The sequence below is a fragment of the Streptomyces sp. NPDC002133 genome (assembly GCF_040296405.1).
Classification (GTDB): Bacteria; Actinomycetota; Actinomycetes; order Streptomycetales; family Streptomycetaceae; genus Streptomyces.
Genome location: NZ_JBEOXF010000001.1, coordinates 489457 through 509811, shown reverse-complemented (window position 1 = coordinate 509811; position 20355 = coordinate 489457). Strand labels below are relative to the sequence as shown.

Here is a 20355-nt window from a genome sequence, read left to right as displayed (position 1 = left end):
TCAGCCCGACACGGCCCGCAGCGCCCCCGGCCGGCGCCCGGTGAGCCGGTCCAGCGCGGCCGACGCGGCGGCATCCGCGGGGAGGTGGACGAGAAGGCGCTGATCGTCGTCGGCGGGCAGGTCGAGGGTTTCGTACGCGAGCCGCAGCTCCCCCGCCTCGGGGTGGAGGAGGCGCATGATGCCGCCGGCCTTCGGCAGTCCGGGCACGGACGTCACGCGTCCGGCGAAGGCCGTGCCGGCGGTGACCGTGAGCTCGTCGGCGAGGGCGGCGATGTGCGGGTCGGCCCTGAAGGGACCGTGCTTGAGCGCGGCGACCTGCTCGTCGGCGACGAGATCCCAGTCGGGGAAGGCGGTGCGCGCCCGCGCATCGGTGAAGACGTAGCGTGCGAGGTTCGGCGGGTCCCCGTCCAGCAGCCCGATCGGGGCCATGAGTTGCTCGTACGCCCCGGTGCGGGCGAGGATCTCGCCGAGCCGGTTGAGCAGGACGGCGGGGGTGGGCTCCAGGCGTTCGAGCAGGGCCCGCACGGTGGGTCGCACGGTGCGGACCGGCATCGCGCCGCCCATGCAGCTGAAGCCGCCGTCGGCGGCCTTGGTCAGGCGGTGCATGTGGATGCGTTCGTTCGGGGCCAGCCGGAGCGCGTCGGCGAGCGCGGACAGCACCGGCGGCGACGGCCGGCGGTCGCGCCCCTGCTCGAGCCGGGTGACGTACTCGACGCTGACTCCGGCCAGCGTCGCCAGCTCGGCGCGGCGCAGACCGGGCGTGCGGCGCCGCGATCCGGTGGGCAGCCCCACCTCGGCCGGGGTGACGGCCTCCCGGCGGCTGCGCAGGAACAGGCCCAGCTCGTTGTCGCTCACGCTTCGAACGTAACAGGCGTGCGGTGCCCGGATCGTGGCCCTGTCACTACCAGCCTCGGCCCGGCCTTCCTGGTCTCCGCGGCGCCCGGCAGCGTGGAGGCATGACCTCACGGAATCTGAACCTCGCAGTGATCACCGGCAGCGTCCGGGAAGGCCGCTTCGGACCTGTCGTCGCCGGCTGGTTCCTGGAGCAGGCCCGGCAGCACGGCCGCTTCACAGTGGACCTCGTCGACCTCGCGGACACCCCGCTGCCGTTGGAGCTGCCGGGGGTCCCGCCGGCGCTCGACCCGAACCTGCCCCGTCCCGACTCGATGGCGGGCCTCACCCGGCGCCTCGACGCGGCCGACGCGTTCGTCGTCGTGACGCCCGACTACAACCGGAGCTTCCCGGCGGCCCTCAAGGCCGCGATCGACTGGCACTACACCCAATGGCAGACGAAGCCCGTCGGATTCGTCGGCTACAGCGGCGCGAGCGGAGGTCTCCTCGCGATCGAGCACCTGCGGCAGGTCTTCAACGAGCTGCACGCCCACACGGTCCGCGACTACGTCTCCTTCCCCCGCTACTACGAACTGTTCTCCCCCGAAGGCACCCTCATCGACCCCGAGGGCCCGAACGGGGCGGCGAAGGTCCTCCTCGACCAGCTGGAGTGGTGGGCTGCGGTCCTCCACGACGCGCGGCGCGACAGGCCGTACACCGCCGCCTGACAGCGGTGGTACGGCCCGGCGCGGGGGTACGCCCTCCGCGCCGGGCCTCGCCCGACCGCCGGGCCCGGAGACGGTGGAGCCGGACGAGAAGGCACGCCCTCGGCCTCGGCCTCGGCCTCATGACGACGCTTCGCGGACGGCTCAGACGAGCTGGTACGCGCGCAGGTCGGTGAGGAGCAGGTGGCAGTTCTGCAGGGAGCCCGAACTGTCGCCGAGGGAGCGGTAGATGCCCCACTTGGGGCGCACCCGGTCCGCGAGGAAGGTGTTGACGCCCGACTTCGACGCGTCGACCACGGTCGTCGAGCCGTTCCTGAGGATCCACCGGACCGAGCCGGACGTACCGTTGCCGATCTTCATCTGGAAGTCGACGCCGATCCACTTGTCGTGCAGCGGCGCCAGGTCCGTCCGGCCGACCAGGGTGTCGGACGCGAAGAGTTTCAGCTCGATCGTCTGGACCCCGCCCACCCGGCGCAAGGACTGCACGACGATCGGCGAGGTGCCGGTGCCGGGCTGCTTCATCTGCATGATGTGGGTGAAGGTCGTGGTGGCCTTCAGGCTGCTGGGGATGTACATCGCGTAGGTGATCCGCCAGGTCTCTCCCTGCAGCCACCGCAGGTAGGAGGATCCGTTCCGGCAGCCGGTGACCTCCTGACGCTGGCGGTCGGTGCTGGTGTCACGGTCGACGGTGTGCATGTCGAAGCGCCAGTTGTCGCCCTGGGCGCGGATGTGCGGCCGGGCGGCCGTGTGCGAATCGGCCCGGTCGTCCTCGACGGTCTCGAAGGCCCGCAGGCCGTCGCCGCTCGCGGACGGCGACCAGCGCAGTTGCCAGGAGGCCGCGGACGCGGCGCCTGCGGCGGGCAGTCCGGCCGCGACGGCGCCGCCGAGCGCGGCGCCCAGTACGGCTCTGCGGGATGCCCTGGTGGGTTCGGTCATCGTGTACGTCACCTCGTTCGGAGTGGGGTCCGCAGTCCGGCTCGCTGTGCGAGCCGGGTGCACGGGCCGAGGCTGCCGCCGGGCCGCGACAGCCCGGTGAGCGCGTCCCGTACGGGCGCTGAGGCGAGGACCTCGAGACGTCGACCTCGCGCCGATGTTCATATGGATGTACCGGGTTCATCGATGTGCAATAGAGTTACGTCATGACGGGACGCGGTCAATGGTTGCGGCGGACAAGGGCGGAACGGTATCGGCCAACTTCCCGGGCGCCCGGGAATCCGTCCGCCGGAGAGATCGTTGAGGCAAGAGAGCACCAAACGACGACGTAAGGATCGACCGCTCGTGAGCAAGGTCCCCTCCATCACCCTGAACAACGGTGTCGTGATGCCGCAGCTCGGTTTCGGTGTCTGGCAGGTGCCGGACGGCGAGGCGGCGAAGGCCGTGGGCACGGCCCTGGAGGCCGGTTACCGCAGCATCGACACGGCAGCCGCCTACGACAACGAGAAGGGCACCGGCCGGGGCCTCGCCGCCTCGGGCATCCCGCGCGAGGAGCTCTTCGTCACCACCAAGCTCTGGAACAGCGCCTCGGAGACGTGGTCGCGCGACGCCGTGTTCCGCGCCTTCGACACGTCGCTGTCGAAGCTGAACCTCGACTATGTCGACCTGTACCTGATCCACTGGCCTCGCCCGATGCGCGACGACTACATCACGATCTTGAAGGCGTTCAGTGAGCTGAACGAGAGTGGCCGCGCGAAGGCGGTCGGCGTCTCCAACTTCAAGCCGGCCCATCTGAGCCGGGTGATCGACGAGGTGGGGGTCGTCCCCGCCGCCAACCAGATCGAGCTCCACCCGCAGCTGGCGCAGGCCGAGTCCCGCGCCTTCCACGCCGAGCACGGCATCGCCACCGAGGCCTGGTCCCCGCTGGGCCAGGGCAAGGGCCTGCTCGAGGTCCCGACGGTCGTCGCGATCGCCCAGAAGTACGGCCGCACCCCGGCGCAGATCGTCCTCCGCTGGCACCTGCAGCTGGGCAACGTGGCGATCCCGAAGTCCGTCACTCCGTCCCGGATCGCCGAGAACATCGACGTGTTCGGCTTCGAGCTGGACGACGAGGACATGACGGCCCTCGCAGCTCTCGACGAGGGCAGACGCCTCGGGCCGGACCCGGACACCTTCGACTGGAACTGACCGGCTGCCGCACAGCTCCGTCACCCCCTCCGGTGGGTTCCCCATCGAGGCCCGAGTGCCCCGACCGGGAACCCGCCGGCACAGGCACCGGACCGGCACCCTCAGAGGGCATCGAGGATCATGAGCACCTCGTCCCGGGTGTCGTCGGGCGCGAGGCGAAGCGCCGCGGGCCAGCGCCCGATCTCACGCCAGCCGAGCCGCCCGTAGAAGTCCTCCAGCCCTTCACCGCCCCGCGCCGCGAGATGCAGCTGCTCAAGCCCCAGTTCCTCGCGGGCGACCCGCCGCAGCTCGCGCATCAGTGCCGAGCCGACGCCACGTCCGCGGAAGTCGGGGTGGGCCTGAAGATGGCGGACCGTCCCCCAGTGGCCGACGAGCCGGTCGGGGTCGCGGTCGAGGACGACCCATCCGGCCAGGACTCCGTCGCACGTGGCGGTGATGAGGCGGCTGTGCTGCGGGCCGAGCCGGCCGAGGATCCTGTCCGCGACGGGTGCGACGTCTCCGTCCTGGACGGGTGGGAACGGGAATCCGGCGGCACCGGCCGCATTGGTGACCGCGATCCAGCAGCTGACGACCCGGTTGCGCAGCTCGCGGGTGACACTGCGCGGGTCGGATATCTGGGCGAGCGTGAGGGCGTTGTCGTTCGGCATGGGGAGAAGCATGCCGCCACCTATCAGGGCCGCCCTTTCGGGGCAAGTCCCGAATTTCCCTGTCACGCAATTCAGGGGCATGACGCGATTCGATCGGCCGGGCCCAATGGAGGCACGGGTTCACGCAGAACCGGTGACCCGCCCGTATCGCCCGGAAAAGCCGTGGCGGCGCGACATGACCGTTCGACGATTACCGTCACCCTTTTCCGGAGTGGTTTCCATGACTCACCGTTCCCGGCCGCAGCGCCTCGTGATCCTCGCCGCATCCACCGCCCTGGCCGCAGCAGGTGCACTCCTCCCCGCCAGTGCATTCGCCGCCCCGGCGACACCGCATGCCGCCACCATGGCCGCCGCGGAAGCCGGGCAGGCCGGTCCCGGTCAAGGTCAAAGTCAAGGTCAAGGTCAAGGTCGCCAGGGAATCGACGTCATCACGGTCAGGTGGGTCGAGCGCACCGATGCCCCCAGCGGCATCACCTTCAAGATTCCCGAATCGGCCACCGTCGAGACACGCGCCGAAGCCGGCACCGGAAAAATCGCCAGCTGTCGTATCTACCTGATGCGGACCTCGGACGGGCTCAACGGCGCCGTCGGTGTCTACGACATACCGGGCACCCCGGAGACTCTCCGTGAGGCTCTTCAGGGCTTCGTCGAGGGCTACAACAAGGATCCGGGCAGGAAGATCGCCATCGCCAGCAGTCGGATGACCACCGTGGACGGCCGCCCGGCCCTCGACGCGCGTCTCACCACCACGGAGGGCAAGGCCAGGGGCGTCGGTTCCGTGCGCTTCATCGCCGACGACACCCATGTCGTTCAGGTCCTGACCCTTGCCGGCGAGACTGACAAGAAGGCCGCGGACCGGATGCACCAGCAGCTCCTCGCCGGCGTCCGCATCCCCTGACCGTCCGGAGCGGCCTGCGAGCGGAGCCGGGAAAAGCAGGGGCGGGAGCAGTCGGGCGTTGGCAGGATGACTGCGCTCCACGCCCGATGCGAAAGGACCCACGACCGTGGCCCGTGCCGTCACTCTGATCCGCTCCACCGCCCTGTCCGACGTCGCCGAGTACGCCTACGCGGCCACGGCACCGGCCGGGTCACGCCTGATCTTCCTCGCCGGGGCGTGTCCGCTGAACCATGACGGCTCCACGGCAGCGGTCGGAGACTACGCGGGCCAGGCAGCGAAGGCCGTCGAGAACATGCGGACCGCTCTCGCTTCGGCCGGTGCCTCACTGGAGGACGTGATCAGCACACGGGTTCTCGTCGCGTCGGCACGGCAGGAGGATCTGGTGACCGCCTGGCAGGTGGTCCGTGACACGTTCGGTGATCACGACGTCCCCAGCACCCTGATGGGTGTCACCGTGCTCGGCTACCAGGACCAGCTCGTCGAGATCGAAGCCGTCGCCGCCGTGCTCGATTCCTGAGCTCCTCCGTGGCCGAAGCCCTTGCGGAACCGGTGACCTCGTGCGGCCCCCACCGCAGCGCGGGCCGCGGACCGTGGCGGGGACCCGGCGCCGGGACCACAGCCGCGCTCAGGGAACGGTCGGTAGAAGCCCAGCCCGGGGCCGAACGCGACGGCGACGAACCGAAGACGGCCCGCGTCGGACTCGATGTCGTCCACGGGGACCACGGGCATGCCGCGGCCCGGCCGGGCCCAGTGTCTGCCGCCCGGTGGTGCGGTGAACACGCCGTGGTCCGGCGCGACATGGCGAGGACGGCCGAGACCGATGACCAGGTCGTCGACGGGCGCGGCCGGAAGGTTTCCGGACAGGTCCTGCCCCGTGCTCACGCCGCCGGTGCCGCCATACCCCTGAGGCATGGGCGGGCCCGCGCGGTGGGGAGTGCGTGGTGAGGACGCAGTCGCTGTCGCCTGGGTCGACCACGGCGCGGGTCACCCACGCGCGGCCCTCGGCCGGCTTCGTCCGGTGTGGATCGGCTCGGGCCCGGGCCGCCGGGACGGATCGGGGCTGATGGACTGCCAGGTGACGGCGCCGTCCGTGGAGCGGTTGAGTACCTCGGACCCGTAGTTGAGGATCCGCGTGCCAGCGTGACGACGTCCCGGCGCCCGGTGGGGCGAGGACTCATCGGCCGGGAACTGCCGCTCGGATCGACTCACGTAATGTGAGGCTCCATGAGCGAGAACCACGGCCCCGCGGCTGCTCCCTTCCAGGAGGGCCGCTATCTGGTGCGCAATGTCGGCAGCGGCCTGGTGCTGGAGGTGTACAACGGCGCCAAGGGCAGCGGCGCCAATGTGCAGCAGGGCAAGGAGACCGGGGCTCCGGCGCAGCAATGGGACATCTCGTTCGCCGGTGGGGGCTTCTACCACCTGGTCAACACCAACAGCGGCAAGCGACTCGACGTCGCGGGCGCATCGACCGAGAACGGCGCCAACGTCCAGCAGTGGAAGGCGAACAACTTCGGCGCACAGGAGTGGCTGATCGAGCAGCACCTGGACGCGCCGGGGACCGTCACGCTGGTCAGCCACATCAGCGGGCTACTGCTGGAGGTGGAGGACGGCTCGGCCGATGACGGGGCGAACGTACGGCAGTGGGAGGACACCGACTCGCCGTTCCAGTGGTGGCAGTTGGTACGCGTCACAGGCTGACGGATCACGCGCTGACGGATCACAGGCCGACGGATCACGGGCCGACGACCGCTGAGGCCGAGGCCACGCCGATCATCGACAGGGGGAACAGCGGGGCATGGGTACCGACTCGACGGAAAGCCGGCGGGGCGCCGGGCCGGAGGCCGGCCGGCCGTGCGGGTGGCGGAGGCGGACCTGCCGGAGGAACTGTCGCACGGCCCGAGCCGACGGTTCCTGAGCGAGCAGGGCCTGCCTGCGGCCGCCGCCGACCTCGACCTCACCGCCCTGCACACGGGCCGGCTGGAGCCGCTCACCCGGTGGGAGGGCGGCGAGGTGGTCGGGGACGGTCGGCTCCTGGTCCTCGGCGAGACCGACTACTGCGGCAGCCGCGTGGTGCTCGACGGTGTGACCGGCGAGGTCCGCCTCGCCGCCCGTAGGGGTGCGACGCACCGCGAGCGGACAGGAAGGTCTCTCCCCCACGACCCCGGCCGCTCCGACCTCCTCCCCTCCGACCTGCTCGCCTCCGACCTCACCGCCTTGGCAGGGCTGCTCCACGCGGCCGAGTCGGTGTCGCAGGCGGCGTGGCGGGCCGATGCGTTCGGGCACCGCCGAGGACCCGGAGTCGTCGCCGAGGTGATCGAGGCCGCCGAGCGGCGCATGTGCGCCGCCGACCCGCAGCTGTTCGCCGCCGACTCCCCTCCCCCTCACTGGGGTACGTCGCTGCTGATGCGTTCCCTGTGCTGGGGCGCCCGGCCCGGCCTGCCGGGCGCTCTCGCGTACGAGTTCGGCCCTGACCTGGTGGAGGAGCTCGCAGAGCTCGACGGCGAGGGCCGGGTGCGCCGCTACCGGCCCGAGGAGATACCGGACCGCCTCACCCACGAGCCGACCCGGCGGCTGCTCACCGAGATCGGACTGCCTCTCGACTGCGAGCTCTTCTGCGCGTTCGACGAGCCGCTGCGCACCATGGTGGAGGCCCACCCCGACGCCTTCGACGAACCGGCCGAGCCGTCGAAGAGACCGGGGGCAGCGGCAGGCCGTGCGTACCAGCGCGACCACATCGCCGTCGGATGGTGGCCGCACGACCTGGTGATCGCCCTCGACGGTGCCACCGGCCGACTGGAACTGCCGGAGTGGTACGACGAGGGCGGGCCCGCGGCCTATCTCAACCGGGACCTGTCCGCGCTGTTGTACGCCTTGTGGACCTACGAGCGGCTGCGCGCGGAGTGGCGCCGGTGGGACTGCGGTGCCGGCCGCGACACCTGGCAGGTGTTCGACCCGCTCGCCCTGCTGCACAGCCGGGTCGACGAAATGGTGAAGGCCGTCGACCCGGAGGCGTTCCGGAGCCCCCAGCACTCCTGGCGCTTGCTCGCCGAGGACCCCTACACCGGCGGCCTGCTCAGCAATTGAGGCTGCCTGCCGGCCGCCCGCACCGGGGCCGTCGGCTCAGCCGCGGCGAGCCGTGTGCACCGTGCGGGCCGCCAGCAGGAAGCAGTCCGGGCGGCGCATGAATCCCTCCTCGTCGTCCGGGTCCAGAAGCCGGTCCAGCACGGCGGCGTCGTCGTCGGACAGCCGCCCGGCCAGCGCCTTGCGCTGCCAGGTGAACGCGGAGACCAACTGCTCGCGTACGACGACGGTGACCGGCGCCGGGATGTCGAGGAGGAAGGAACGCGTGGCGCTGGGCGCGAGGCCCGCCTCGGCCAGCAGCGCGCGCCAGTCCTCGACCTCCGCCTTGGTGTCCGGCAGTGCGCCGCGCATCTCCTCGAACCAGTCGCCGCTCGCCGCGTCGATCCGGCTCTCGAGGCCGGGACGGCCGATGCCGATGTCCCGGGGCAGATGGCGCGGCTGCAGTCCGCCTTCGACGACGGCGAGCATCCCGCCGGGGCGCAGGCGCCGGGCGAGGCCGGTGAGGGCGGCGCGCTGGTCCCCCAGATGGTGCACCGAGTTGCCCGCCCAGATCAGGTCGGCATCGCCCAAGTCGTCCATGCCGCCGGGCATTTCGGCGGTGTGCGTGCGCACACGATCGCCGAGCCCCCTGCGCTCGGCCCGGGCCATGGCGCGGTCGAGGAGTGCGGGGGTGGAGTCCACGGCGACCACCTCCGCGTGCGGGAACGCCTCGGCGAGCAGGCAGGTGATCACCCCCGGCCCGCTGCCGATGTCGAGGACGCGGCGCACGGCGGCGGCGGGCAGCTGCTCGCCGATCCAGGCGGCGGCCTGCGCGTACAGCGGTTGCTGCAGCTCGGCGCCGCGTTCCAGGAGCGGGGTGAGCTCGTCCCAGTCCATGTGGGTGGGGTCCGTGCCGTGAGTGTCGTCGTGGTGATGGCTCATGACGTCAGGGTGCGCGCCGGGGCGCCGTCATGGCGAGCCGTGTTGCGGTTCCGGCAAAACGGCCGCAGCGGTGCGGTGTTCCTGCGGGCTGATGCCGCGTACGCGCTTGAACGCGGCGCTCAGCGCGAACGCGTCGCTGTAGCCGACCTGCCGGGCGACGGCCTCCACCGTCGCGTCCGTGTCCCGGAGCAGATCGGCGGCGACGGCGAGCCTCCAGTCGGTGAGGTACGCCATCGGCGGCTCGCCCAGCAGTGCGGTGAACCGGCGCGCGAGCCCCGCGCGGGAGACCCCGCACTTGGTGGCGAGCGAGGCGACGGTCCACGGGTGTGCGGGATCGTTCTGCATCAGCCGCAGTGCCGCGCCGACGACCGGATCGCCCATCGCCCGGTACCAGGCGGGCACCTCGGCGCCGGGTCGCGAGAACCAGGACCGCCGGCCGAACGGCGCGCCGGTGGGAGGGCGACGGAGCATGCGAGCCTCCGGGCGAGCGGCCACCGGCGGCCGGGGGAGGCCCGTCAGCCGCCCGGTGTGGGCCTGCGCAGGGCGAGGAGCCGGTAGCGCGGTTCGGGCCTCGGCTCGTCAGGTTCGGGCAGTGCGCGCAGCTCCGCGGCGAGCTTCTCGGCGATCACTCCGCGTGCCGTGAGCCGGGACTCGTACTCGCCGCGGAGCAGCGCCTGGGCGACGCGGCGCGGTGAGCGGCCCTGGCCGTGCCCGGTGAAGTGGGTCTCCCCCGCCGGATGCAGGCCGTGGGCCGCGGCGAACGCCTCGATGCGGTCGGCGCGGTCGTACGCCTCGGTCGAGCGGTACGGCGCGAGGACGGCGTCGATGTCGCTGCCCACGTCGTGCCCGGCATCCTTGTCGACGGTGGTCACGAACACCCCGCCGGGGCGCAGCACCCGGGCCGCCTCTGCGACGATCGCCCGTGCGTCCCGTACGAGGTGCAGCAGCCACACGGCGCTCACCGCGTCCACCGAGGCGCCTGGCACCGGGAGCCGCCGGACGTCGGCGAGCACGACGGTTCCGATGCGCGTGGCGGCCATCCTGGCCATGCCGTGGGCGGAGTCGGCACCGAAGACGCGCAGCCCGGTCGTGGCCAGGCGCTCGGTGACGAGCCCCGTGCCGCAGCCGATGTCGAGGAGGGAGCGGGCGGCCCCCGGCACGAGGGAGAGCACCGCCGCGGCGGCCGCCGCGGCGCGGGGCACACCGCCGCGCGTCGCGTCGTAGACCGCGGCCTCCACGTCGTAGTCGAGCAGGGTGTCCCGGCCGGCGCCGGCCGCCCCCGCCGTTTCGCGGGTGGTCTCGTCGTCGTGCAGCACAGTCAGCTCGCACCGTGGTTCGGGGCGACCGTCTCGACGCGACTCGCGAGCTCGAAGTCGCGGTCGGTGATCGCGCCTCCCGCGTCGTGCGTGTTCACGGTGAGGTTGACCGTGTTGTAGCCGAGGGTGAGATCGGAGTGGTGGCTCAGCTCGTCCTGGATCTGCGCGATGTGCACGACGAGCGCGGTCGCCGCGAAGTGGTTGCCGAGCCGGTACGTACGGGCGATGCGGTCGCCCTTCTGGGACCAGCCGGGCAGCTCGCGCAGCCTGTCCTCGATCTCCTTCTGCGACAGCGGCTCTGTGGGCATGAGCGTGACTCCCTCCGGGATTGTCTGCGGGCGACGTTACGGTTTCCGTATGACAACTGTCGCGCCCGACACGGGAGTGGGGCCACTGCTGCGTGCCTGGCGGGAGCGGCGCAGGCTGACCCAGCTGGAGCTGGCCCTGCGCGCGGATTCCTCGGCCCGCCACATCAGCTTCGTCGAGACGGGGCGGTCCCGGCCGAGCGAGGAGATGATCCTCAAGCTCGCCGAGCATCTGGACGTCCCGGTCCGCGAGCGCAACGCGCTGCTGCTGGCGGCCGGCTACGCGCCGCGGTACGCGGAGACGTCCCTGGACGATCCGTCACTGGAGGCCCTGCGCGAGGGCATGGAGCGGCTGCTGCACGGGTACGAGCCGTATCCGGCCCTCGTCGTCGACGGGACGTACACGGTCGTGGCGGCCAACCGGGGAATCGCCATGCTCCTGGAAGGCCTCCCGGAGCATCTGCTCACTCCCCCGCTCAACGCGATGCGGATCACCCTGCACCCGGAGGGCCTCGCCCCGCGGATCCGCAATCTGCGCGAGTGGCGCGGGCATCTGCTGACCCAGATGGAGCGCCAGATGGCCCTGGCCCGCTCCGATTCGCTGCGCCGGCTGTACGAGGAGGTCGCCGCGTATCCCCTGCCGGAGCGGGGCGGCGACGCGACGGACCACGACGTCCCGCAGGACGTGGCGGGCCCGGAGCCCCACCCGTACTTCGCCCTTCCGCTGCGGATCGAACACCACGGCGTGGTGCTGTCGTTCGTGTCGTCGATCTCCACCTTCAACACGCCGCTGGACATCACGGTCGCCGAGCTGGCCATCGAGACGTTCCTCCCGGCCGACCCGGCAACGGTGAAGTACCTGCAGTCAATGACGTCTTGAACGTCCGTACCGGGGCCGAGGCGGGGTGCGGGGACCGGCTGGAAGCGCCGGTCCCCACGGCCACCGGGCCCGAGGGACCGGTGCGGGGGGACACCGTCCCCATGGCTCGTGTCATGGAGCGGGGTGCGGTGTGAGTGCCCGGAGCGCGGACCACTGAAGGCCCGCGAACCCCGCCACGGTCACCGCCTGCATCGGGATCCACAGCGCCCCCACCGTGCTGGGCTCCAGCCACGCCACCAGCGCCACGGCGCTGAGCACAACCCAGGCCGCGTTGGCGTCGACGACGAGCTTCACGGGCCCGGCGGGCGGCTGCGGCCGGGCGGCGAGGAGCCCGACGCCCGCCGCGAACAGCGCGAGAAACACACCCAGTGCGAGCAGCAGCGTCGCATCGACGCCGAGCAGCCGCCCGAGCGGCCCGGACGCCGCGAGATAGGCCAGCCCGTTGGCGGCCGTGACGACGGCGTCGAGGGCGAGGAAGCGACGGAGCGCCGTCCGCGGCTCGGTGGTGCGGGAGAGTCCGGCGAGCAGGGCCTGGGACATGGCGGATCAGCCTCCATCGAGTTCGTACGCACTGGTCGGTGACCCGGAACCCGGACGAAGTGCGCCGCCCGGGCCCCGGTGACCATCACGATGCCGGGGTTCGGTGGAGGGGTCGATTACCCGTGGGGTAATGGCGGCGACGGAGTCTCTGTGCAGGTCACGGTGGCCATGCGCAGAGATTCCGGCGAGGGAGGGCGCCAGTCGGGGAGCCAAAGGCGCGAACTCATGCGCTCGGATCGGACTCGCTGTCCGTCGCACGGCCGTGGGCACCGACGAAATCCGCTGACCACGGCTGAGGGCGTGCCCGGAGTTCCCGCTCCAACGACGCTCGTTCTCCGTCGGGACGGCTGCGTCCGGGGACGGTCTCAGTACCGCCGGCGCTCCCAGAGCTGCCACTTGATCCGTTGCTTCACCTGGTGGCGCCAGAGCCACGGGGGCAGGCGCCGGTGCGGCACGAAGGTCCACAGGTCGTCATCGGCCTCATTGCCGCGGGGCATCCCGCGCAGCAGCGTCAGACAGGTCTGATCGACGGTGCGGTGCAGTCGTGCCACGTGAGCGAGCGCCACTGTGCCCTGTCGGCGGAGCTCCGCGGAATCGCCGCCCATCGCCCGCGCGACGCGCGGCAGGATGACCGCTGGGTCAGGGTGGTTGAGAGCAAGGCCGATGACGGCGGCACCCACGTGGCGCTCTTCACGATCGAAGGCGGCGTCGACCACCTCCGGCTGGTCGATCCCGATCAGGCCGGTCCCGTTCTCCCAGCTGATGGCCCAGTCGTGCGGATCCGGGTCGCTCGATTCGTTCTGCACGGTCTTGACTCCAGGAAGCCCGGATCTCCGTGGGAACCGGGTGGCTGCACCGCTGACCGGGCGAGACCACGATTCCCGGACGGCCGAATTGCCGACGACCGCACTCGGGATCTCGGGTCACGACAGACACGCAGGGAACTCCGCCGCTACGCGGCTCCGCTCCAAGCACCCATTCCTCCCCGGCCTGAAGGCCGGGGCCTCCTGGGAGAAATCAGGTGAAGACAAGCCCGTCCTCCCGCCGAAGTCCTGGCCGCCGTATCGACGACCGCAGAGGTGGGCGATCGGTCAGGCAGCAGTCCCGTCCGGCTGACGGCCCCGGGCCGGCCTGAACCAGACGTACAGAGTGCGGGCGAAGCACAGCAAGGCCAGAGGGAAAGCGATGCTGTAGTTGCGGATTCTGTCCTCGTGCGTCTCGATCGCCTTCTCCTGCATCTCCGCGTAGCTCCCGCCGCCGCCGTTTCCGCTGTAGTCGTCACACCTGTCGCCAGGAGTCATCGCCACGCCGCCGCAGTCCGGCGCCGCGTTCGGGTCGAAGCCCAGGTTCAAGAAGAAGGATGCGACTGCGAAAATCAGAGTTCCGAGCCCTATCAGCAGGGGAAGGCACCCGGGTACGTACTGACCATCCGACCCGCCCCGCCCTGACTGTCCGCCCGGCGCACCGTCCTGTGTTGCCGTCATGTCGCCCCCTCCATCACTGCGCGCAGCCTTGTCCGTCTCGTCCGCGGCACGCACGCGTCCTCAACGACCGACGCCTCTCGGCCTGGAGCACATTTCTTACCATGGGATCCGGCGGTGCATGACGTGCTCCCGTCACGCGGTCCCGGACTTGAGATCCTGGTCCGCAACTCCGGCAACTTGTTTGGGAGGTGGAGCGATGGGCGGGACCTGGGGCGGGGTGCGGGACCGCGTGCTCGCGCTGCAGAAGGCGCCACGCTGGAGGGGGGTGTTCGGGGCCGACTTCCACGGCCACGGCCACAAATTCCAACTGCTGCCCGTCCTGACCGAGGAACAGCTGCGAGCGGTGGAGCGACGGCTCGCGACCGAACTGCCCGAGGAGTACCACACGTTCCTCCTGGAGGTGGGGGCCGGTGGCGCGGGCCCGGACTACGGGCTCTTCCCGATGACGCCGTCCGGGCCCGGCGCCCTGCCGGCCACCGGCCGCTGCACGCTGCCCTTCGACCCGGGGCTCACGGCCGAGCTCGACGAGCACGAGTGCGCGGAGCCCCAACGGGCCGACTACCCGGACGACGATGCTTTCGCCGCCGCGTACACCCCCTGGGAGGCCCGCCACGAGGAGCTGTACGACGCGCTGACCGAGGGCACCCTCTGCATCGGCTCCCAGGGCTGCGCGTACTACTCGCTCCTGGTGGTCACCGGCCCCCAGCGCGGCACCATGTGGGACGACGTACGGGCTGTCGGCGAGGGCGTGGTGCCGGTCGGACGGCGCGGCACCACGGGACCCGTTTCGTTCGCGGAGTGGTACCTGAACTGGCTCGATGGCGCCGAGCGCCGCGCGTGGGACGAAACGAGCGAACCCTCACCGCGCCCGCTGTTCACCTCCGACCGGAGTCTGTCCGGCGAATCAGGCGGGCCATGAGCGGAGCCAGGGTCCTCGGGGTGCGCCAGGATCGCATCGACGACGTCGTCGGGCAGGTCCTTCCGCCGGGTGGACCCAGAAGACGATCGAATGGTCGTCAAGGCTCAGCAGACGCACGAGGACCGAGGCCGGTGCCGCCGGGTCGACCGCGAGGCCGTTCAGTGCGGCATCGAAGGGAGATCTCACAGGGACACGGTAGTTCGATTGGCCGCCGCACCCGCCGGGGCGAGCCGGAGCGGGTGCGGTGAGTCGGACGCGGGTCCGGTGAAGTGCGGTGCGGTGACGTTCGCTGCCTGCGGGAGTCAGCGGGTCCTGTCGCCCTCGGAGCCGGGATGGTGTCCGCCGCCGCGCTTCACCGGTTCACGTTCAGGTTCCGGTGCGGCGGCCTTGGACGATGCGTGGGCCTCGGGCGGCGGGTCCGTGCGGGCGGCCTCGGCGCGGATCATGGCGTTCAGGGCGGCGAACGGGTCGATGGGCATGGCTGTGCTCCTTGCGCGTGTTGAGGGGGTGGGCCGTCGTGAACGGGGGCCGCGCGGCAGGAGCCGGCCGGCCACCCGTGCGGCGCCCTCAGCAGCGCAGGACCACGGACCTCGTCGGGTGCGGTGCCGGGGGCGTCACGGGTACGGCGACGCCGTGGAGGTCCGGGCGAGGCAGGGCCGCGGGAGCCTGACGGTCACAGGGGGCCTGCGTGCCGCGCCGCTCGGCGCGGCAGGGCGGGTCGGGCTGTTCCGTCCCGGTGGTGTCCTGATGGCCCTCCCCGGCCGGATCGACCGGGAAGGAGGAGGCCGGCGGCCTGGCGTCGGCGCCCTGCGGCGTCACGACTGCCGCGCCCGCCTGCGTACTCCACAGCGCGATGAGGGCAAGCAGAGCGACCAGCACGGCACGAACGACTGCACAGCGCGCGGAACGGTTCACGGGTGCGCACCTCCTGCACATGCCACATGTGCCCGCGAACCGGCCCAGACCCGCCCGCCTCGAGCCCTGATCCGCTCGTGCGGCCTACACCCGCTGCACCCGTTGTGCCGAATGCGTCGCCCGGATGGCCGCCCTGTGGTTGCGCGCCGACATCCACGCGTACACGAGGACGCCGGCGAAGAGGAACTGCACGCCCTGGTGGACCGCCGCGTAGCCCGAGCCGGCGACCAGCCACACCGAGGAGACGGCGGCGGCCGCCGCGAGCACGCCGTCGCGCACGAGGCGGGCGCGGCTGACGCGGTGCGACTGCCCCGAGGCCAGGTAGTGGATCTGAGCGGCCGTGGACAGCAGCTACGGCACCGTCGCCGTGAACGTCTTGACGAGGACCAGCATCTCGAACACACCGTCAGAGCGAGGGTGGTGCACCTTTCTCCGTGCAAACCCGACCATGGTCGGGGACGGTGCCGGCTGCACCACATCACTCACTTTTGTCCGGTACGGCCCCGTCGGTGACCGGAAATGCTTCTTCCGCACCGGCCACCTGCCGTGGATCCTCCACACTGCCGAGCGGCACCTGCGGGCCGTGCCCGTCCCTCAGGGACTCGTCGAGCCAGCGCCGCAGCACCTCGTGCACCTGTTCCGCGCCCGTCGGCTCACCGCCGTCGGCGACCGGCTCGGAGAACTCGCGCGGCCACAGCAGAAACGGATGGGCCTGCTCGCCGCCGAGTCCCCCGTGCGAGCCGATCTGCTCCTCGAAGGCGTGCACCCGGCCGCTGTCGGGGTCGTACATCGAGTTGACCATGATGTCCGCGACATGCGGGAAGGAGTCGGTGCGCCGGACGGCGTCCGCCGCCCCCGGCCCGAACACGGCCAGCGGCCCCGAGCCGTCGAGCGTGTCCACCGGCAGCTCCGCCCCGTCCCTGCCGAGCACGACGGAACCGTGCCGTTCGCTGCGCACCAGCAGGAAGCCGATGCCCGGATGGTTGGCGAGGGTGCGCAGCAACGCCGGGTGGTGGCGGTCCATCTGCTCCCGGCTGAGCCGCCCCGGCAGGCCGGGGAAGGAGATCAGGCCCAGGTTGCCCGAGGCGAGGACGACCGGGTCGGTGCCGCCCGTCGGCCGTTCCACGGCGTCCTCCTCGCCGACCGGCCGGTGCAGGGCGCTGCGCAGCGCGTCACGGACGGCGTCACGGGCCTCCGCTCCGCTCCTGGTGCGCCCGGCGCGGCGCGACACCGGCAGCCCGCAGCCGGCCCGCACCAGATCCTTGAGCGTCAGCCCGTACACGCCCTCGAAGGTCTCGCCGGGACTCTGGCCGTGGTCGGAGAGCAGCACGATCCGGTACGTGCGCGGCGCGTGCTCGGCGACTTTGGCGATCAACGCGACGGCGCGGTCGATCCGCTCCAGCACCTTCGCCGCGTCCCGGCTGTGCGGTCCCGAGTGGTGGGCGACCTCGTCGTACGCGACGAGGTCCGCGTACACGGCCGTGCGGCCGACAAGCATGTCCCCGATCACCGCGGCGACCACCACGTCCCGTTCGACGACCGTCGCGAAGGCCCGGATGAACGGGTAGAGGCCGCCGCGGCCGACGCGCGGCTCATCGCCCCGCAACCGGGAGCGGATCGACTGGCCGATCTCGCGGACGACTTCCGCGACGAAGGAGAGCGCGGTACGGACGGCGTTGGCGGGGTCGGAGAAGTACGCGAAGTATCCGGCCCGGGAGCGGTTGGCGCGGCCGCGCCGGGCGGCCACCGAGAGCACGAGCGCCAGCTGGTCGGCGCCGCCGCTGAACAGATTGCCGCGGCTGGCCCCGTCGAGGCTGAGCAGTCCGGCGTCGCGCGTGCGGGCGACGGCCCGGCGCTGGAGTTCGGCCGCGCTCGCCGGACGGTTGCTGACCATGAACCGTCCGGTGTCCTTCTCGTACCAGCGGAAACCGGGGACGTCGTGGTTCGTGCCGTGCAGGATGCCGAGCTGGCTGGCGCCGGTCTGGCTCGACCAGTCGGTGCGCCAGCGGGTGAGCCGGTGCGACGTGTCGAGCCAGCCCGCCACGGTCGGCATCAGCCCGTCCGCGACCGCCTGTACGAGCACGGCGTGCCCGACGCCGTCGAGCTGCAGGAACACCGTGCCGGGCGGGGCGCTGCCCGCGATGCGCTCGCCGCGTCTGCGACGGCGCCGGTCGGCGAGGCGGGAGAGGCGGCGGCGGTAGGCGTTGTCGTCGCGTACGGCGAGCGCGGTGGAGGTGGCGGAGGCGACGGCCGACATCACGGCGGCGACCACGACCGCGGTCTCGGGGGCGGCCGCGCCGCCGCCGTCGGGGATCAGCCGCAGGGCGAGCAGCAGCAGCGAGCCGTTGAGGAAGAACACCAGCAGCCCGAGGACCAGGGCCGGCACGAGCAGGAGCGCGCGGACGATCACGGGCCACACGAGGACGGTCAGCAGGCCGAACGCACCCGCGCCCCATGCCGCGGTGAGGGCCGTCCGGGTGATGCTCTCCCCGTCGGACGACTGGAGCTCGAAGTCGGGGAGGATCCCCGCGAGCGCCAGCATCGTGAGCGTGGACACGGCCCACACCACGATCACTCGCAACAGGGCGCCGCCGACCGTCCGCCATCGCCGCTCGCCCACGCCAGGTCACTGCCTCTCGCCTGCAGGATTCCCTCGAAGTCCAGCGTGACACAAAGCCGGACACAGCCCTCTTCCCGCCCGTGGACCGGGGTGCGGCCCCGCTCAGCAGCCGTCGTATCCGGCCGTCGGCATCGAGAGCCTGCGGTGCACGCTCGCCTTCATGGCGGCGTCGTAGGACGGCTCGTCGAGTCCCGCCGTCTCGAGCCGTATGCCGCGCCGCTCGCACTCGGCGGAGAAATCCCGCACGGAGGTGAGCGCGCGGGCGAGCACCCGCTCGTTGGGGGCGACGAAGAGATCGACGAGGCCGGCGTCGACGTCGGCCCAGAGCGCGCAGTGGTCGGGGCGCAGCCCGTAGAACAGCAGTTCCCGGGTGACGACGTACCCCTTGTCCGCGGCCCAGCGTGCGCACATGGCGTGCTGGGTGCGGGTGTCGACGAGGAAGGGATCGCTGTCGAGTTCCTCGAGCGGGGTCACACTGGCGATCGCCGCCACCCGTACGTCGCTTCGCGCACCGCTTCGCACGTCGTCCATGGACCGTCCCCCTGCTTCGGCTGTCCTCGCCGACACTACTCCGAGTGCCACCGCGCGAAACAGGCGCACAGAGAGGGCTGCCGCAGGACTGCGCGGCCGCTGCCGCAGGACCGCACTGCCGCACAACGCCTACTCTCGTATCCGGGCTCGAGCGCCGGCCCGGGCACGGTTCCCGTAGACGCGAGGAGGCGGGTGCGTGGCGGTGGAGATCACCTGGTGGGGTCACGCCACCTGTACGGTCGAGGACTCCGGGGTCCGGGTGCTGACCGACCCGCTGTTCGTGGGCAGGCTCGCGCACCTGCGGCGGCGCCGCGGTGCGCTGCCGCCGCGCGAGGCCGCGGTCGCCGAGGCCGTCGTCGTGTCGCATCTGCACTCCGACCATCTGCATCTGCCGTCGCTGGCGCGGCTCGCGCCCGGCACCCGGCTGATCGTGCCGCGCGGAGCGCAGCGCGCTGTGCCCGGGCTCAGGAGACTGGACGGACTGCGGATCATCGAGGTGGCGGCGGGGGACGAGGTGGCGGTGGAGGGTCTGTTCGTACGGGCCGTTCCCGCGCTGCACGACGGGCGGCGGCTGCCGGTGGGGCCGCACCGCTCCCCGGCCCTCGGCTATGTGATCCGCGGTGCGGCGCGGACGTACTTCGCCGGGGACACCGGACTGTTCGACGGCATGGCGGAGGCGGTCGGCGAGGTGGAGGTGGCCCTGCTGCCGGTGGGCGGCTGGGGGCCGTTCCTCGGGCACCACCATCTGAACCCGGACCGGGCTGCGCGCGCCCTCGCCGCCCTGGCGCCCTGCTCGGCCGTGCCGGTGCACTACGGCACGTACTGGCCGATCGGGATGGACGCGATCCGGCCGCACGAGTTCCACTCGCCGGGCGACGAGTTCGCGCGGAAGGCGGCGCGACTGGCGCCGAACGTGACGGTGCACCGGCTGGGGCACGGCGAGAGTGTCCGGCCGGAGGTCGCCCGGTGACGCTCCAGGACGTCATGGGGCAGGTGCCTCCGGAGTCCACGCAGCAGGCCGTCGGCTATCCGTCGCTGTTTCTGCTGGTTGCACTGGGTGCGCTGGTGCCGGTGGTGCCGACGGGGGCGCTGGTGAGTTCGGCCGCGGTGGTGGCGTTCCATCAGACGACACCGTTCGCCGTGCTGTTCGTCTTCCTGGTGGCGGCGCTCGCGGCGTTCGTCGGGGACATCACGCTGTACTGGCTCGGGCGGCGCGGGGTCGGGTCGAAGAACGGTTCCAAGTGGCTGGAGGCCCTGCGCGGCAGGGCGACGCCGGACCGGCTGACGCAGGCGCAGCACAGGCTCGACGAGCACGGGACCCAGGTGCTCGTGCTGTCGCGGCTCGTGCCGGCCGGACGGATTCCGGTGATGCTGGCGTGCCTGCTGGCCAGGATGCCGACGGCGCGGTTCGCACGGGGCGACGGACCGGCGTGCCTGGCGTGGGCGGCGACGTACGGACTCATCGGGATCCTCGGGGGCTCGCTGTTCCCCGAACCGTGGCAGGGGGTCGTGGCGGCGGTGGCCCTGACGGTGGTGATCAGCGCGGCGCCCACGCTGTGGCGCAGGCTGCGGCGGCCGGGGCCGGGCTCGTCCGACGGCCGGCAGGCCTGAGTCGCCGACT

General features: G+C 72.0%; 24 protein-coding genes and 2 pseudogenes. 10 read left to right on the top strand and 16 right to left on the bottom strand.

The genetic code is table 11. From position 1 onward, the window contains the following. Nucleotides 1-855, bottom strand: a complete 855-nt coding sequence (locus ABT078_RS02260; RefSeq protein ID WP_351222837.1) for a helix-turn-helix transcriptional regulator — start codon at nt 853-855, stop codon at nt 1-3. A gap of 101 nt (nt 856-956) precedes the next feature. Here ABT078_RS02260 and ABT078_RS02255 point away from each other — a divergent pair, with 101 nt between their 5' ends. Next, nucleotides 957-1559, top strand: a complete 603-nt coding sequence (locus tag ABT078_RS02255; protein WP_351222835.1) for an NADPH-dependent FMN reductase — start codon at nt 957-959, stop codon at nt 1557-1559. 141 nt (nt 1560-1700) lie between these two features. Here ABT078_RS02255 and ABT078_RS02250 read toward each other — a convergent pair whose 3' ends face one another. Continuing rightward, a complete protein-coding gene (locus ABT078_RS02250; protein ID WP_351222833.1) occupies nt 1701-2492 on the bottom strand; it encodes a Tat pathway signal sequence domain protein in 792 nt (263 codons plus the stop codon). Nucleotides 2493-2834: 342 nt separating this feature from the next. On the opposite strand from ABT078_RS02250, the gene ABT078_RS02245 reads away from it, so the two are divergent. After that, nucleotides 2835-3677, top strand: coding sequence for an aldo/keto reductase (locus ABT078_RS02245; protein WP_351222831.1), 843 nt, complete (start codon nt 2835-2837; stop codon nt 3675-3677). A 101-nt stretch (nt 3678-3778) separates the two neighbouring features. Here ABT078_RS02245 and ABT078_RS02240 read toward each other — a convergent pair whose 3' ends face one another. Continuing rightward, the gene (locus ABT078_RS02240) at nt 3779-4324 is read right to left on the bottom strand and encodes a GNAT family N-acetyltransferase (RefSeq protein WP_351222829.1); all 546 of its coding nucleotides are present in this window, start codon (nt 4322-4324) and stop codon (nt 3779-3781) included. Between the two features lie 220 nt (nt 4325-4544). Here ABT078_RS02240 and ABT078_RS02235 point away from each other — a divergent pair, with 220 nt between their 5' ends. After that, nucleotides 4545-5222 (top strand): hypothetical protein, encoded by a 678-nt coding sequence (locus ABT078_RS02235; RefSeq protein WP_351222827.1) that lies wholly within the window; start codon nt 4545-4547, stop codon nt 5220-5222. A 106-nt stretch (nt 5223-5328) separates the two neighbouring features. After that, a complete protein-coding gene (locus ABT078_RS02230; RefSeq protein ID WP_351222825.1) occupies nt 5329-5739 on the top strand; it encodes a RidA family protein in 411 nt (136 codons plus the stop codon). Here ABT078_RS02230 and ABT078_RS02225 read toward each other — a convergent pair. Then, nucleotides 5685-6104 carry a hypothetical protein gene (locus tag ABT078_RS02225; protein ID WP_351222823.1) on the bottom strand — a complete coding sequence of 140 codons (420 nt, stop codon included), beginning with the start codon at nt 6102-6104 and terminating at the stop codon, nt 5685-5687. The genes ABT078_RS02230 and ABT078_RS02225 overlap by 55 nt on opposite strands. Nucleotides 6105-6446: 342 nt before the next feature. On the opposite strand from ABT078_RS02225, the gene ABT078_RS02220 reads away from it, so the two are divergent. Both ABT078_RS02220 and ABT078_RS02215 read left to right on the top strand, forming a co-directional pair. Then, nucleotides 6447-6920: an RICIN domain-containing protein gene (locus ABT078_RS02220; RefSeq protein ID WP_351222821.1), complete on the top strand. Its 474-nt coding sequence runs from the start codon at nt 6447-6449 to the stop codon at nt 6918-6920. An 18-nt stretch (nt 6921-6938) separates the two neighbouring features. After that, nucleotides 6939-8306, top strand: a complete 1368-nt coding sequence (locus ABT078_RS02215) for an SUKH-4 family immunity protein (RefSeq protein WP_351222939.1) — start codon at nt 6939-6941, stop codon at nt 8304-8306. Between the two features lie 36 nt (nt 8307-8342). Here ABT078_RS02215 and ABT078_RS02210 read toward each other — a convergent pair whose 3' ends face one another. The 4 genes and pseudogenes from ABT078_RS02210 to ABT078_RS02195 all read right to left on the bottom strand — a co-directional run bounded on the left by ABT078_RS02210 (nt 8343) and on the right by ABT078_RS02195 (nt 10848). Beyond that, on the bottom strand, nt 8343-9224 hold the full coding sequence (locus ABT078_RS02210; protein WP_351222819.1) for a class I SAM-dependent methyltransferase: 882 nt from the start codon (nt 9222-9224) through the stop codon (nt 8343-8345). 27 nt (nt 9225-9251) lie between these two features. Beyond that, nucleotides 9252-9656: pseudogene (locus tag ABT078_RS02205) on the bottom strand (helix-turn-helix domain-containing protein); the annotation flags it as partial. An 83-nt stretch (nt 9657-9739) separates the two neighbouring features. Beyond that, entirely contained in the window at nt 9740-10477 is a 738-nt protein-coding gene (locus ABT078_RS02200) for a class I SAM-dependent methyltransferase (RefSeq protein WP_351222937.1), read from the bottom strand. A 65-nt stretch (nt 10478-10542) separates the two neighbouring features. Continuing rightward, the gene (locus ABT078_RS02195; RefSeq protein ID WP_351222817.1) at nt 10543-10848 is read right to left on the bottom strand and encodes a 4a-hydroxytetrahydrobiopterin dehydratase; all 306 of its coding nucleotides are present in this window, start codon (nt 10846-10848) and stop codon (nt 10543-10545) included. 49 nt (nt 10849-10897) lie between these two features. On the opposite strand from ABT078_RS02195, the gene ABT078_RS02190 reads away from it, so the two are divergent. Further along, nucleotides 10898-11725 (top strand): helix-turn-helix domain-containing protein, encoded by an 828-nt coding sequence (locus ABT078_RS02190; protein ID WP_351222815.1) that lies wholly within the window; start codon nt 10898-10900, stop codon nt 11723-11725. A 111-nt stretch (nt 11726-11836) separates the two neighbouring features. Here ABT078_RS02190 and ABT078_RS02185 read toward each other — a convergent pair whose 3' ends face one another. From ABT078_RS02185 to ABT078_RS02175, 3 genes are all read right to left on the bottom strand, one after another. Then, nucleotides 11837-12265, bottom strand: a complete 429-nt coding sequence (locus ABT078_RS02185; protein ID WP_351222813.1) for a hypothetical protein — start codon at nt 12263-12265, stop codon at nt 11837-11839. 365 nt (nt 12266-12630) lie between these two features. Continuing rightward, nucleotides 12631-13071: a hypothetical protein gene (locus tag ABT078_RS02180; protein ID WP_351222811.1), complete on the bottom strand. Its 441-nt coding sequence runs from the start codon at nt 13069-13071 to the stop codon at nt 12631-12633. A gap of 285 nt (nt 13072-13356) precedes the next feature. Continuing rightward, on the bottom strand, nt 13357-13803 hold the full coding sequence (locus ABT078_RS02175) for a hypothetical protein (protein ID WP_351222809.1): 447 nt from the start codon (nt 13801-13803) through the stop codon (nt 13357-13359). A 142-nt stretch (nt 13804-13945) separates the two neighbouring features. Between ABT078_RS02175 and ABT078_RS02170 the strand changes: the two genes are divergently transcribed. Next, complete coding sequence (locus tag ABT078_RS02170; protein ID WP_351222807.1) at nt 13946-14668, top strand: SMI1/KNR4 family protein; 723 nt, start codon at nt 13946-13948, stop codon at nt 14666-14668. A gap of 302 nt (nt 14669-14970) precedes the next feature. Here ABT078_RS02170 and ABT078_RS02165 read toward each other — a convergent pair whose 3' ends face one another. The 5 genes and pseudogenes from ABT078_RS02165 to ABT078_RS02145 form a co-directional block, all read right to left on the bottom strand. Further along, nucleotides 14971-15147, bottom strand: coding sequence for a hypothetical protein (locus ABT078_RS02165; protein ID WP_351222805.1), 177 nt, complete (start codon nt 15145-15147; stop codon nt 14971-14973). Nucleotides 15148-15235: 88 nt separating this feature from the next. Further along, the gene (locus tag ABT078_RS02160) at nt 15236-15583 is read right to left on the bottom strand and encodes a hypothetical protein (protein ID WP_351222803.1); all 348 of its coding nucleotides are present in this window, start codon (nt 15581-15583) and stop codon (nt 15236-15238) included. Nucleotides 15584-15667: 84 nt separating this feature from the next. Then, nucleotides 15668-15994: pseudogene (locus tag ABT078_RS02155) on the bottom strand (amino acid permease); the annotation flags it as partial. A gap of 67 nt (nt 15995-16061) precedes the next feature. Further along, nucleotides 16062-18203 carry a phage holin family protein gene (locus ABT078_RS02150; RefSeq protein ID WP_351222801.1) on the bottom strand — a complete coding sequence of 714 codons (2142 nt, stop codon included), beginning with the start codon at nt 18201-18203 and terminating at the stop codon, nt 16062-16064. 102 nt (nt 18204-18305) lie between these two features. After that, nucleotides 18306-18734, bottom strand: a complete 429-nt coding sequence (locus ABT078_RS02145) for a hypothetical protein (protein ID WP_351222799.1) — start codon at nt 18732-18734, stop codon at nt 18306-18308. Nucleotides 18735-18930: 196 nt separating this feature from the next. On the opposite strand from ABT078_RS02145, the gene ABT078_RS02140 reads away from it, so the two are divergent. Further along, on the top strand, nt 18931-19704 hold the full coding sequence (locus tag ABT078_RS02140) for an MBL fold metallo-hydrolase (protein WP_351222797.1): 774 nt from the start codon (nt 18931-18933) through the stop codon (nt 19702-19704). 14 nt (nt 19705-19718) lie between these two features. After that, entirely contained in the window at nt 19719-20345 is a 627-nt protein-coding gene (locus ABT078_RS02135) for a DedA family protein (protein WP_351222935.1), read from the top strand. Nucleotides 20346-20355 lie beyond the last annotated feature (10 nt).

What these genes read in the sequence shown, in the direction of transcription:
- ABT078_RS02235 (WP_351222827.1), top strand. Translation starts at nt 4,545, where the DNA reads ATGACTCACCGTTCCCGGCCGCAGCGCCTCGTGATCCTCGCCGCATCC.
- ABT078_RS02220 (WP_351222821.1), top strand. Translation starts at nt 6,447, where the DNA reads ATGAGCGAGAACCACGGCCCCGCGGCTGCTCCCTTCCAGGAGGGCCGC.
- ABT078_RS02240 (WP_351222829.1), bottom strand. Translation starts at nt 4,324, where the DNA reads ATGCCGAACGACAACGCCCTCACGCTCGCCCAGATATCCGACCCGCGC.
- ABT078_RS02195 (WP_351222817.1), bottom strand. Translation starts at nt 10,848, where the DNA reads ATGCCCACAGAGCCGCTGTCGCAGAAGGAGATCGAGGACAGGCTGCGC.
- ABT078_RS02145 (WP_351222799.1), bottom strand. Translation starts at nt 18,734, where the DNA reads ATGGACGACGTGCGAAGCGGTGCGCGAAGCGACGTACGGGTGGCGGCG.
- ABT078_RS02165 (WP_351222805.1), bottom strand. Translation starts at nt 15,147, where the DNA reads ATGCCCATCGACCCGTTCGCCGCCCTGAACGCCATGATCCGCGCCGAG.
- ABT078_RS02170 (WP_351222807.1), top strand. Translation starts at nt 13,946, where the DNA reads ATGGGCGGGACCTGGGGCGGGGTGCGGGACCGCGTGCTCGCGCTGCAG.
- ABT078_RS02135 (WP_351222935.1), top strand. Translation starts at nt 19,719, where the DNA reads ATGGGGCAGGTGCCTCCGGAGTCCACGCAGCAGGCCGTCGGCTATCCG.
- ABT078_RS02190 (WP_351222815.1), top strand. Translation starts at nt 10,898, where the DNA reads ATGACAACTGTCGCGCCCGACACGGGAGTGGGGCCACTGCTGCGTGCC.
- ABT078_RS02210 (WP_351222819.1), bottom strand. Translation starts at nt 9,224, where the DNA reads ATGAGCCATCACCACGACGACACTCACGGCACGGACCCCACCCACATG.
- ABT078_RS02250 (WP_351222833.1), bottom strand. Translation starts at nt 2,492, where the DNA reads ATGACCGAACCCACCAGGGCATCCCGCAGAGCCGTACTGGGCGCCGCG.
- ABT078_RS02255 (WP_351222835.1), top strand. Translation starts at nt 957, where the DNA reads ATGACCTCACGGAATCTGAACCTCGCAGTGATCACCGGCAGCGTCCGG.
- ABT078_RS02185 (WP_351222813.1), bottom strand. Translation starts at nt 12,265, where the DNA reads ATGTCCCAGGCCCTGCTCGCCGGACTCTCCCGCACCACCGAGCCGCGG.